The 11,913-nt window shown below is 63.0% G+C and carries 10 protein-coding genes; 3 read left to right on the top strand and 7 right to left on the bottom strand.

All coding sequences use genetic code 11. From position 1 onward, the window contains the following. Together HRF45_12260 and HRF45_12255 are read right to left on the bottom strand one after the other, a co-directional pair. Positions 1-951, bottom strand: a 951-nt coding sequence (locus tag HRF45_12260) for a serine/threonine protein kinase (GenBank protein MEP0767295.1), incomplete at its 3' end; no start/stop codon positions are given. A 76-nt stretch (positions 952-1,027) separates the two neighbouring features. Beyond that, a complete protein-coding gene (locus HRF45_12255; protein ID MEP0767294.1) occupies positions 1,028-3,415 on the bottom strand; it encodes a hypothetical protein in 2,388 nt (795 codons plus the stop codon). A gap of 120 nt (positions 3,416-3,535) precedes the next feature. Here HRF45_12255 and HRF45_12250 point away from each other — a divergent pair, with 120 nt between their 5' ends. Both HRF45_12250 and HRF45_12245 read left to right on the top strand, forming a co-directional pair. Further along, on the top strand, positions 3,536-5,101 hold the full coding sequence (locus HRF45_12250) for a (2Fe-2S)-binding protein (GenBank protein MEP0767293.1): 1,566 nt from the start codon (positions 3,536-3,538) through the stop codon (positions 5,099-5,101). Continuing rightward, the gene (locus tag HRF45_12245; GenBank protein ID MEP0767292.1) at positions 5,098-6,240 is read left to right on the top strand and encodes an FAD-binding oxidoreductase; all 1,143 of its coding nucleotides are present in this window, start codon (positions 5,098-5,100) and stop codon (positions 6,238-6,240) included. Before HRF45_12250 ends, HRF45_12245 begins: the two co-directional genes overlap by 4 nt. 127 nt (positions 6,241-6,367) lie before the next feature. Here the strand turns inward: HRF45_12245 and HRF45_12240 are convergent, their stop codons facing one another. Beyond that, positions 6,368-6,679, bottom strand: coding sequence for an RNA-binding protein (locus HRF45_12240; GenBank protein MEP0767291.1), 312 nt, complete (start codon positions 6,677-6,679; stop codon positions 6,368-6,370). A 362-nt stretch (positions 6,680-7,041) separates the two neighbouring features. Here HRF45_12240 and HRF45_12235 point away from each other — a divergent pair, with 362 nt between their 5' ends. Next, positions 7,042-7,269 carry a hypothetical protein gene (locus HRF45_12235; protein ID MEP0767290.1) on the top strand — a complete coding sequence of 76 codons (228 nt, stop codon included), beginning with the start codon at positions 7,042-7,044 and terminating at the stop codon, positions 7,267-7,269. Here HRF45_12235 and HRF45_12230 read toward each other — a convergent pair. The 4 genes from HRF45_12230 to HRF45_12215 form a co-directional block, all read right to left on the bottom strand. Then, the gene (locus HRF45_12230) at positions 7,250-9,139 is read right to left on the bottom strand and encodes a cobalamin-binding protein (protein MEP0767289.1); all 1,890 of its coding nucleotides are present in this window, start codon (positions 9,137-9,139) and stop codon (positions 7,250-7,252) included. The genes HRF45_12235 and HRF45_12230 overlap by 20 nt on opposite strands. 18 nt (positions 9,140-9,157) lie before the next feature. Beyond that, positions 9,158-10,363 carry an NAD/NADP octopine/nopaline dehydrogenase family protein gene (locus HRF45_12225; GenBank protein ID MEP0767288.1) on the bottom strand — a complete coding sequence of 402 codons (1,206 nt, stop codon included), beginning with the start codon at positions 10,361-10,363 and terminating at the stop codon, positions 9,158-9,160. Positions 10,364-10,493: 130 nt separating this feature from the next. Then, the gene (locus HRF45_12220) at positions 10,494-11,660 is read right to left on the bottom strand and encodes a Gfo/Idh/MocA family oxidoreductase (GenBank protein MEP0767287.1); all 1,167 of its coding nucleotides are present in this window, start codon (positions 11,658-11,660) and stop codon (positions 10,494-10,496) included. A gap of 35 nt (positions 11,661-11,695) precedes the next feature. Beyond that, positions 11,696-11,833 carry a hypothetical protein gene (locus HRF45_12215; protein MEP0767286.1) on the bottom strand — a complete coding sequence of 46 codons (138 nt, stop codon included), beginning with the start codon at positions 11,831-11,833 and terminating at the stop codon, positions 11,696-11,698. Positions 11,834-11,913: the final 80 nt, after the last annotated feature.

Here is an 11,913-nt window from a genome sequence, read left to right as displayed (position 1 = left end):
CTGTTGCGTCGGGAGGGGCGGCGGCTGGATGCCTCCATAAGGCGTCGGTCCGGTGTAAGCGATAGGTGGCGGATAGGAGCTTGCCGTCGCGTTGGGCAGCCAGGGTGCGACCGGCTGGGCGCCTGCCCGCTTCACTTCGTCCAGGGCTTCGTCCAGCGCCGACGCCATCTCGGATGCCGAGCCGTAGCGCATCACCAGCGCCTTCTGCAGCGCCTTACGGATCACTGCCGCGAAGGGTTCCGGCACACCTGGTGGGGGAGTGGGCTCGGTGTGGCAGATGGCGTAGGTAACGCTCACCACGCTATCACCGGCAAAGGGCTTGGCACCCGTGAGCATCTCGTACAGCACCACGCCGCACGAGAAGATGTCCGTGCGCGCATCCAGGTCGCGCCCCACCACCTGCTCGGGCGACATGTAGCTGGGCGTGCCGAAAACTTGCCCGTCAATGGTGATGGACTGCTCGAAGGTGAGGCGGGCGATGCCGAAGTCGGTGAGTTTGACGCGCCCGTCGGCCAGTATCTGGATGTTCTCCGGCTTGATGTCGCGGTGCACGACGCCGTGCCGATGCGCGTAGCCCAGAGCGTCCAACACCTGCTTCATGATAGGCACGGCCTGCTCGGGGGTCAGGCAGCCTTCGACGTCCAGCAATTCGCGCAGGTTGCGCCCTTCCAGGTACTCCATGGCGATGAAGTGTCTGCCCGCGTCCTCGCCGACATCGTAGATGGTGACGATGTTGGGATGGGCTAGGCTGCCCGCGGCCTTCGCCTCGCGATAGAAGCGCCGAAGTCGCTCCTCACGCTGGGTGGGCGTTCCGGCGGTGGGGAAGAGAAGTTCCTTCAGGGCGACACGCCGGTTCATGCCGGGGTCGTAGCCCTCGTACACGATATCGTTGCTTCGGGCTATCTCCCGGATGATCTGGTATTTGCCTAGGGTCTGTTGCGACGTGCTCATTTCACGCGCGGGCCTTTGGACTCGGCCCACACCATATAGTACGCGCACGCAGGGAAGAAATGGATGGGCGTCCCCCTCAGCGCCTTGCCAGCAGCCCGGCGGATGTCCGGTTGATCACGGGGTAAGGAGCATTCGGACCCTTTGCGTCGGCCCAGAGCACCCGGTTCATCAGGTCCATGTCCATCGCGTCGCACTCCTCCAGATTCAGCGCAAGCGACTCCCTTGCCATCACTGCGTTCTCTGGGTTGCGCTCATCCGTCGAGACCCGATTCGCCACCGCCTTGTACGGCTTGGTGTTCGGTTTTGCTCGAAACAGCGAGTACATGGGCGCGGCAGCCGCATCGTACTGGTTCAGAGGCTGAAGGCCGAGCAGCATTTGGATGGTGCGGAGCACGGAGCAGGTGGTGTACAGATTGGAGTCGGTCACTCCCAGCCGCGAGTAGGGGCTGATCACCAGGCACACGCTTCGGTGGGCATCTACGTGGTCGGGACCATTCTGCGCGTCGTCTTCCAACACGAAAATTGCCGTTCGCGGCCAGAACTTGCTGTGCGTTACCGCCTCCACGAGTTGCCCTAGCGCTAGGTCGTTGTCGGCCACCATCGCGCGAGGCGTCCAGGCGCCGGGTCGTGTTCCGGAAGTGTGGTTCTGCGGTAGCCGAACGATCTGCAGCCTCGGCATCTCCCCTTCCTTCTCGAACCGGCGAAATTCTTTGAGCCATACGGCTACACGGTCTACGTCCTTCACCTGCAGGTTATAGCTGGGGAAGTCCGGACAGAAGTGGCCTTCGAGCGAGGGGACGGATGCACGCCGCACAACGGTGTCGCCCAGGCGCTCCTCCTCTACGAACTCGCCATAAGAGCGATAAGAAACGCCGGCCCGGCGTGCTGCATCCCAGATGTATCCGGCCTGAGGACGAGACAGCGGGTTCGTCCCTTCGTAGTCGTAGCCGCCCCCGTGCCCGCCGTAGCCATAGGGCCACCGCTTTTCCACGTAGTCGTTGGCGTAGGCAGCGGTCGACCAGTTATGCCCATCCGCACTCACCTCGGCATCCACGTAGAAGTTGTCCAGCAAGGCAAATTCTCGCGCCAGCTTGTGCTGGTTGGGAGTGATGGCCTCCCCATAGATGCACAAGCTGGGGTCGCCCCTCCCCTGGGGCATGTCACCGAACACCTGGTCGTAGGTGCGGTTCTCTTTGATCACATAGATGACATAGCGGATCGGTGAGGGATCGCCAGGTCTTCTGGGCAGCACGCTGCCTGGCACTTGAACCGCCTCCTTCAGTAGGGAGTCGCGATAAGGGCTGTTCCGAACGACGCGCGCAGTCATCCGTTTCAGAGAACGCTCGTCCGGCGCGTCCACGAACCGCACCTCGGAAGCCAACAGCCGTGCGATGTATGAGTGGTCGGGGTTTGCCTTTGGCTCGGCCCCTTTGGACGCGAGAGCCACCAGCTTGCCGCCGTTGTGCGAAACGCCGACCGCACAGGTGTACCAGCCGGTCGGAATGAAACCGAGCATCTCGCTCTCACCGCGCTCGGCGATGTCCACTACCGCCACGCAGTTGTTATCCGCCACCGCAACGTAGAGACGTTGGCCGTCCGGGCTGAACGCGAGGTCGGTCGGGCAGCTTCCCTCCGGCGCCAACGGGTGGACGGAGACGCGAATGCGCTCCAGCACTTTACAGCGTGTGGGGTCAATCACATACACGCTGTTGTCCGCAGCGCAGACGACGAAGAGCCGGTTGTCCAACGACATTGCCAGAGCGTTGGGGTGTGGACCGACCGGGATGGTGTCCAAGGGCTTCAGGTCCTTGGCCGAGTACACCAGCACCCGCGAGCGCAGCCAGTCGGATACGAACAGCTTGTCGCCATCCTCGGAAAGTGTCAGACCGTAGACGCGCCCCATCGTAGGCACAGATAGCGCCTCTCCGGACTGCAAGTCGAAGCGAAACACCTCCCCCGTGTCCACCGTGCCTGCGAATAGCGCCAAGCCATCCGGGCTCACGGCGACTCCTGAGACGAAGCCCTTTTTGGGCAGGGTCAGCGGCTCCCTGTGCCGGCTCGGGCTTCCGAGTTCGATATCCCACACCTTGCCCGAGCCCCCGCCACTTACGAACAGCCGTGGTTCCTTCGGGTGGTAGGCAATGCCGAGCCAGGCGTGCTCGACATCGACTCGCTCGGTCATCTGCTCGGTTTCGACATCCACGAGAGCCACCCAGTGCTTGTCGGCGCCGCAGTGAAGGACTGCGATCTGCTTCCCGTCGGGCGATTGCGCCATCGTCAGTGCGCCCGGTCCGAGGGAAAGTGCTCGGCCTGCAGGCGAGATCGTCCAGCCGTTCGGTAGCAAGACGGTTCCGTCGCGTTGGGGGCCGGGAGTGCGAACCGACGGTCGGGAAGAAGCCGCCACCAGCAAAGCCGCAGTGACGACGGGTAGGGCACAGAGTACAGCGATCGAGCGTTTCGGCATACCCTTAGGTTCTGTGATCCAGCCGGTTCGTCCTCCGCGCGTTGGGCCGTTCGGCGAACCAGCAGCCTTTGCGAAGATCGGGCACCGTGGTCCCGATGTATACTGGATTCAATTACTGCCATGCCAAAGCGAATCCACAGCGTGGGTAGCCGAACCGAAGTTCGTTTTCGGTTCAACGGTCGCTCGCTCAAGGGGTATGAAGGTGAGCCCGTGGCCGCGGCTCTGCTGGCTAATGGGATCGAGTACCTCCACCGAAGCGCAAAGCTACATCACCCGCGGGGAGTCCGCTGTGCCAACGGGCGTTGCGGGCAATGTATCGTCAGCATAGACGGCCGGCCGAACGTGCGATGTTGCGTGGAGCCTTTGCGGGGCGGAATGGACGTTCGGAGCCAGACGGGCTGGCCCAGCTCTGAGTTCGATCTGCTGCGACCCTTGGGCGGTGTTGTCGCGCACCTGCCGCACGGCTTTCACTACCGGATGTTCATTCGTCCCCTGACGCTTCGTCCGCTGATTTACCGTTTCGTGCGTTCGTTGGGCGGCTATGGCAAGGCGGATCTGCGCAGTGAGAAGCCGGAGTCATTCCCGGCGGCGCGCAAGCCGCTGGACGTGGATGTGCTGATTGTGGGTGGCGGGGTCGCCGGATTGTCGTGCGCCCTGGCGGTTTGCGGGGCAGCTTCGAGCGTGGTGATCCTGGACGACCAGTTTGCACTGGGTGGGCATGCGAGGTTCGACCCTCGCGGCGATGGGATGCGGCTTTCGGCGGAGCTTTGCTCCGCAGTGGCGTCGCACGACAAGATCGAGACTCGATTGCGGCGGATGGTCGTGTCCTACGATGCCGGGGTGGTTGCCGCCGCAACCGCAGAGGGGATCGAGAAGTTCCGGCCACGAGTACTCGTATTGGCTACGGGCGGCTACGACTACATACCGCCGTTCGAGGGTAACGACAAATTCGGCGTGTTCGGAGAGCGGGCTATCCTGCGGCTGTTGGTCGAGTGGGGAGTGACGCCCGCACCGCGCTGCGTGGTCGCCGGCGAGGGCGCGGAAGCCTTTGCCGAGGTGCTGAGCCGACTCGGCGTGTACAGCGAGGCGGAGCCTGTACTGAGGCGGCCCTCACCCGAGGAGGCGTTTATCACCTGCGGATCTATCCCAACGTACGAGCTGCAGTATCAGACGGGGCTGTGCATGGGTGTAGATGAGCGAGGGGCCGCAGTGGCGCTGCTAGGAGAAGGCGGCGTTTCCTCGCGCCCCGACGTGTTCGTGACGGGGGAAGCAGCGGGTAGCTGCGGTTACGCCGAGGCCGTACGCCGAGGTGCCGAGACGGGTGCCGCGGTGGCGCGGACGCTGGAGGGCGAGATCCCTTCGTGGACGCCCGCCCCTTCGAAGAACGGGGAATATCGGGTGCAGGGCCCTGTGCCTGGCGCGATGTTGTGTTTCTGTGAGGACGTGACCGAAGAGGAGTTCGCCGAGGCACTCGCCGGCGACTTCCCGGACATCGAGTCGGCCAAGCGGTACACGAGCATGTCCATGGGGCTGTGTCAAGGCAAATACTGCTTGCATCGTGCGCGTGAGTTGACCGCGTTCGTGAGTGGCGTGCCTATGGACCATGTGCCGATGACTACGCAGCGTCCGCCGGTAGTGTCGGTACCGCTGGGCGTGCTTGCGGCGCAGGCGGAGGAGAAACCGTGAAGAAACGAGCGGACGCCATCATCATCGGCGCGGGCTCCTCGGGCCTGGCCATCGCCTACTGGCTGACCGCACGAGGCATGAGCGATGTGCTCGTGCTGGACAAGGGTTACATCTCGTGCGGTGCGACCGGCCGGTGCATGGGCGGCATCCGGGCGCAGTTCGCGAACGAGCCGGACATCAAGCTGGCGCTCGGGGCCCAGCGGCTTTACGAGCGGCTGGGGCATATGCTCGGTTTCGACCCGCTCTTTCGGCAGGGCGGCTACCTGTTCCTGGCGTTCGACGAGACTGACATCGAGCACTTTAGGCGTAACTCGGAGGTGCAGAACCGCTTCGGCGTGCACAGCAGGCTCGTGAGCGTGGCCGAAATGAAGCGTCTAGCCCCGGCGCTCTGCACGGACACGGTGGTAGGCGGGTGTTTCAACCCTAAGGACGGGATCGCCGTGCACTTCGCAGTGACTTGGGGCCTGGCTGAGAAAGCGCGCAAGCAGGGCACCACCATTCTCACGTTCACCCACGTGGAGAGCATCGAGACGGCGGGTGGTCAAGTCATCGGGGTCGAGACTTCTAAGGGGTTCATCGGTTCGAACATCGTCATCTGTGCGGCGGGGATGCACAGCGTGGACTTGCTGAAGCCCCTCGGCATCGAGTTACCGCTGCGAGCTATGAAGAGGGAAGTGCTGGTAACCGAGCCTATCCGCCCATTCCTGGACCCCATGGTGGTGTCGCTTCGAGGACACTCGATGGTGCAGACTATGCGGGGTGAGTTCGTCGCCGAGTGCGAGGAGGGTGAGGAGGAGATGGACACGATGAGCTTGGCGTCCTCTTTCGCCTACGCCGAGATGGCCGCGCGCAAGGTGCTGACGCTGTTTCCCTGCCTCCGGGACGTACGCCTGCAGCGCCAGTGGGCGGGTACCTATGATATGACCCCCGACCACCGGCCCATCATCGAGGCGTTCGATTCGCCCAAAGGTTTGCTGACGGCCGTCGGGTACTCGGGCCACGGCTTCATGCTTGCTCCGAAGGTCGGCGAGATCATCGCCGACCTGGCACTCACGGGACACTCCGACTTCGACGTCTCCACATTCCGCGTCGAACGCTTCACCGACCCCAACCTCCGCATCGAGACAACGGTCATCTAGTTGCACCCACGCAAAGCATCGGCCCCGAGGAAGGAACCTCGGGGCCGAGTGACTACCTCTATCTGCTTCTCCGCCGTCGGGCCTCGGTGCGGCGGACACCAGCTTCTACAAGGTCACAGGAGGCTGCTTACCAACGCGGCTTTCGGCCGCCGCCCGACTGCCCACCGCTGCCGGAGGGGAATCGGCCGGGCTCGCGGGGACGAGCCTCGTCCACGCGAAGGTTTCTGCCTTTCATGGAGTATCCGTCGAGCTTGCTTATGGCTTCCTTCGCCTCTTCGTCCGACGACATCTCGACGAACGCAAAGCCGCGCGACTGTCCTGAGAATTTGTCCGCCACCACGCTAACCGAGGTAACGGTACCTGCCTGGGAGAAGACGTCCTGGAGTTCCTCCTGAGTGACGTCATATGCAAGATTGCCGATGTACAGCTTCTTACCCAATGCTGCCTCCTGAAATGTTGAGCCACTGAACTGCCGGCCGCTCCAAGGAGGCCCTCTCGAAGCTGCACGACATACAGACGACGCATAAGTTTAGCAAAGAGTCACGGGAATTGCAAGCCGAGGCTCGATTACACGCGATCTCTCTGGCTCAAACCGGGTCAATCTACGGCCTTATACAGTATCCATCGGCAGTTTGAGCCTGCCGCCGGGAGGGCAGGGAGTTGTTCGGCTCGTGCCGAGGCCGGGATCAGGTAGAAATCGGTGAGATGCTTGGTGTCCGTGGGCCTTGCATCGCCCTCATGCTTCCCCTTTTTGCTCAGCGTCGCGGATTCGCGGCCAGATAGGAGACGGCGCGTTCGAGCATGTTCCTACGAGCGCTTAGTATGGCAGGAGGACGTGACGAGTGGTTTCGCCGTCCCGGCGATGCAGCTAGGACCGGCGGGACGCTGGAACTACACGGACCGGCGAACGGTGGGACGCCGGAATTACGTAGCCTCGGATTCCGGGCCTCCGGTTACGCGGGTCTCGACGTGGCCGAGGACGTGGTGTGCAGGCCAGCGAACTGCGACCTTATTCTGCAGTCGAACTAGTCTGCGAGCGCGCGAAGTCGGCGGCCACTTTGGCTCGGGCTCGGGCCTGGATGGGCTTGCCCTGCTCGTCTACGACCGCGACGCCGCCGTCAACGGGCTGGGTCCGCCACGCGAGGGCATGGCGGAACTCCTCTCGCCCCTCCCACAGGTACGGCACCGGCAAGAAGCCCGCCCAGAAGATGCGGTACAGCCCTTCGGGGGAGTAGGGATCGGGGATGGACGCCTCGATTTCCTCGATCACCGCGCGTGCCTCGGTCAGCAAGTGCTTCTTGCGCCGGGCGACCTCACGGTTGCGTGCCATATCTTCCACCTCGCCACCCGCACGCAGGCGGCGATACTCGTCGAGTGCAGCGCGGGTGATCTGCACGCTTTCGTTGACTACTGCGGGGTCGGCCAGATGGGATGCCTCGGAGTAGCTCACGACGTGGATGATCTGTGGGCTGGTCGGGTCGTTTGGCTCGATGTCGTCCATCAGCGCTGTGACTGCAGCGAGCTGGGCTTTGGCCTTGTCCAGGTCGGGAGAGAAGTAGTCCAGCCCCGCGCGCGGCTGCAAGTACACGGTGAATTGCTCGTCCACCAACTCCCGCGCGAGTGCCAGCAGCGCCCTGACCTTGGCTAGGTCCTGAATTCCCCATGTGTACTTCGGCGTGTTCAGCATCGTCTGTAGCACGAGCCTACGCACCCCGAGCCGCTTGGCGGTTCGCGCCGCCAGAACCGCGGACACGATGTACGTGACGTCGTCTGCCCCGCGAAAGGCGAAGTGGTGAGGAATGTTCGGTTCGAAGGGCTTGCCGGTCTCCGCGATCACTCGTAGCGTCTCCACATGCTCTCGAAGGTTTTCTTGCACTGTGTGGGGCCCGCGGCCATCAATCAGGCAGAACCACCAGAAGGAGAGTGCGTGCCACGCGATGTGGATGGTCTCTTCGTACATGCGCGCGAGCGCGGGGATGTTGCGGGTTCCTGCGTAGGTGCGCACAAGCATAGGCCGCGCGACCTGCCAAACCGCCCGGAACTCGCCTTCCGAGTTGATCGGGACCCCGCCCCCGTTCGGCTTGTCCCCCCAGTCCTTGCCGAAATCCGACTGCGTGAGTTGCGACGTTCCGATGGACAGCACGTCCAGAAACCCCGCTGCGGCCAGTTGCTGCGTCCAGTCGAGGAAAGACTGGACCGCTCGCGCTCGGTTCGGTTCGTATGGCCCGACGTGCGCTCGCATGATCGGCGGCAACCCTCGCTCCTTGCCGTGTGCAACCCTTGCGGCGAGCGTGTCCGACGCAGTCCCGAACTCCGGGTATCCGGAGCGGTCCACCGGGCCAACGGCGAGGTGACGTCCGGCCTTTACCAAGTCCCGGCCGAATGTCAATCGCGTATCGTCATAGGCAGCGTGCTGGCTGATCTCGTTGGGCACGAGGTGGGGTGGGATGCCTAGCTTATTCAGCGTCTCCACGGGTGTCTCGTCGCCAACGAAGACGCCGACCCAGTCTCCGTGCTCTCTTCGAACCGCATCGCACGCGGAGGGCAGGCCGGCGAAGTAGAGGCCGCGCAACGGCCCACCTTGAGCGTCCAGGAGGCGCCTTGAGCGCAGCCGGTCCACTAGTCTTCCGAATAGCTCGACGCCCTCCGCAGGATCCAGGCGGTAGCTGAAGCCCAACCGGCTGATGCCCTGTTCCTTGATCCACCTTTCCAGGATCGCGACGTTGTCCAGGCGAGACGGTCGTCCAACGGCCTCGCAGATTCGTGCGTCTGCCATCACGGTGCGATAGCCGCAGTCGCGAAGCAGGTGCTCGACGGTGGCGACGCCCAGGGTGTGAGCGTCCACGTAAGGCCGCACGAACCCGAATACCTCGTTGCGCTGAACAGCGGATGCCATCATGGTTTACCTATACCAACCCTAGGTGCTTCGAGTCACCCGAGCCGACTTCTTAGCTTCCGGTTTGCCGTTGTTGGCGCGTCGGCCTTTGGGCTGATCTCCCTCGAGGATCAGGCGCCGAAGCTGTTGTAGGCTCATACCCGCGATGCCCATCGTCTCGACCGTCCGCCCCACCTTCCAGTAGTCACATTCGTGCAGCAGGCCGGCGAGGTGGATGATGGCTTTGATCGTCGGGCAGGGCGCACCGAGCATGTCCCCGAGCGAGGCGATTGGTACCAAGCTCATGGGAACGTCCTCCGACAGGTAGCGATGTGCGAGCGTGTGGGGAGCCTTGATCCCGTAGTAACCCGAGTTTGCGCGGATCGCGTCGAAGAGCGTCCGTCCGGCAGCATCGTAGGCGATGTAGAGCCATTCCCGCGCGGTCATGCAGTTGAAGCCCATAGCCGCGCCCACCGCGACTCGCTCGGCGTCAACGGCTTCCAGAATCAGTGCCGAGGAGCGAGAGATGCCCTCTATGTAATACTCGAACTCGCCGCGCGTGCTCTCGATTCGTGCGCAGTTGAGCACAGTGACCGCCGGGTGGAAGATGGCGCCGATGTTGTCGAGACTCGTCTTCATCACGTTGTCGCCCGGCACGAACTCCTTGTAGGCAGGGGAGAGCGCGCGGATGACTTCGGGCGTTTTGTACGCTGGAATGGCCGCGACCGGGACGCTGTTTTTGATGCCGAAGATCTGCACCTGTGCGGGGTTTAGCGCTCGCGAGGCGTAGAGCAGCGTCTGCGCTTCTGCGATGATCACACCGCGGTTGCCACCAGCTCCCAAGAAGCGGTGACGAAACTCCAGGGCGCCGCCAGTGCGACCCGGATTGAGCACGACGATTGCACCTTCCTTCAGATACGGCGCGCATTGCTCTGCCATGAAGTCGTGCCCGGTCGCCGGGACCACCACCATCACGATGTCCGCACCGGGCAGCGCTTTCTTCGGGTCGTCCGTGACGGCTTCGGGCTCGGCATGGCCGCTCGGAAGGTCGTCGCGGTCGTGGCTCGCAACGAGCTGGATATAGCCGCTCTGCACGATGGGCTGGATGCGCGCCTCGCTGCGGTTATACAGCCGCACGCGGAAGCCCATGAGGCACAGGTGGGCAGCCATGGCGAGGCCCCCGTTGCCCGCGCCCATTACGCAGAAAACGGGTCCATTCGGCTCTTGCTTAGTCCTGCTCTTCGGCATTCGGTCGTCTCCTTTGGGGGTCTCGGCAGTCTCGGGCCGCTAGTGTAGACCAGGCGATGTTCAGACGGTGTTATGGTGGGCTCGGTGTCACAGGATTGCCACTTGGCCCAAGGAATCTGGCGCCCTCAGGCTACTGGTGCCCAAAGTCGGGTATCTCCAGCATCTCCCCGCCGCGAAGGGCCGACTCGTGAGCGACGAGCCCGGGAAGCACGTACCGCGCAGCCTGCCAGACGTCGTTGCGGGGCTGCTGCCCGGAGTGGACGGCCTTCACGAAGTCGTCCACGAGGAACTGATGCGAGCCGAAGTGCCCGTTCGGCAATCCCACGAACTCCTTGGGCAGGCGCGCGATCTCGTGGAGTGGGGAGACTCCGCGGAAAGCCGGTTCAGCCGAGTCTGGCGAGACTTCCGTTCCGCCAGGCGTGCGGCTCGCACATTTTAGCAGGTCGTCCAATCGTGTGACATCGTGCTTATCCGTCCACACCGCACCTGCTACCGAATCTTGGAAACACCCTTCCGTACCATAGATGGACACTCGTTCGACGCACGGATGGCCGATACGGCGGAATTCGTTGATGCGGCAGACGCTTCCATCGGACATTCGGAAGAGCGCCGACTGGTTGGAGAAGCGGTTGTCCCAGACGTTCGCATCGGGACCATAGATCTCGCTCTCGCTGTCCTCGAAGCCCTGGCAGGAAACGTGTGTCATTCGCCGCCCGAGCACCGAGACGATGGGAGCGACGGAGTGGGTGGGGTAGTGCATAGGGGGACTTCCTGCGAAACGCCTCCACTGCTCGCCGCCGCGGGTTCGCATGACATCGTAGAGGCCATGGTCCCAATCGTGATAGTATTCCCCTTCGCAGTACACGACTCGGCCGAAAGCACCCTTCGCGAACTGCTGCCGGCAGAAGATGGTACCTGGATAGTAGTAGCTGGTCTCGCCTAGCATGTAGACGTAGCCGGTCTCCTCCACTGCGTTGACGAGGCTCTCGACCTCCTGCACTGTGATAGCGGGGGGTACGGCCGAGTAGACATGCTTGCCTGCGCGAAGAGCCTGTACGGCTTGCGGCCCGTGCAACCAATTCTGGGTGAAGATGGCGACGGCGTCCACCTCGGACGCCAACACCTCCTCCAGCGATTGGCAAGTGCGCTCGATCCCGTGTCTCGCCGCGGTGTCGGACAGCTTAACCTGGTCGGTGTCGCACAGCAGAACGTCGCTGACCAGCGGGTGAACCTGAAAGAGCGGGATGAAGTCCTGCGCGAACGATCCACAGCCAACGATAGCGATTGTCATCCTCACCTACCTCCCCATGTCCCTGTGACATCCTCTATCCCTCACCACTCGCAGTGGTGAGGGATAGAGAGTGCATGGTGCGGGATAGAATAGCAGATGCCGTCAAGCTGAATAGGATAGCAGAAATCGTCATGCTGAATGGGATAGCAGATGTCGTCATGCTTCGACAGGCTCAGCATGACGTTTGCTTCGACAGGCTCAGCATGACGTTTGCTTCGACAGGCTCAGCATGACGTTTGCTTCGACAGGCTCAGCATGA

The organism is Fimbriimonadia bacterium, from assembly GCA_039961735.1.
GTDB lineage: Bacteria > Armatimonadota > Fimbriimonadia > Fimbriimonadales > JABRVX01 > JABRVX01.
This window is presented reverse-complemented; position numbering and strand designations above follow the sequence as displayed.

Excerpts from the sequence above, each read along its gene's own strand:
- HRF45_12255 (MEP0767294.1), bottom strand. The coding sequence starts at position 3,415 with ATGCCGAAACGCTCGATCGCTGTACTCTGTGCCCTACCCGTCGTCACT.
- HRF45_12235 (MEP0767290.1), top strand. The coding sequence starts at position 7,042 with ATGTTCCTACGAGCGCTTAGTATGGCAGGAGGACGTGACGAGTGGTTT.
- HRF45_12215 (MEP0767286.1), bottom strand. The coding sequence starts at position 11,833 with ATGCTGAGCCTGTCGAAGCATGACGACATCTGCTATCCCATTCAGCAT.
- HRF45_12225 (MEP0767288.1), bottom strand. The coding sequence starts at position 10,363 with ATGCCGAAGAGCAGGACTAAGCAAGAGCCGAATGGACCCGTTTTCTGC.
- HRF45_12230 (MEP0767289.1), bottom strand. The coding sequence starts at position 9,139 with ATGATGGCATCCGCTGTTCAGCGCAACGAGGTATTCGGGTTCGTGCGG.
- HRF45_12250 (MEP0767293.1), top strand. The coding sequence starts at position 3,536 with ATGCCAAAGCGAATCCACAGCGTGGGTAGCCGAACCGAAGTTCGTTTT.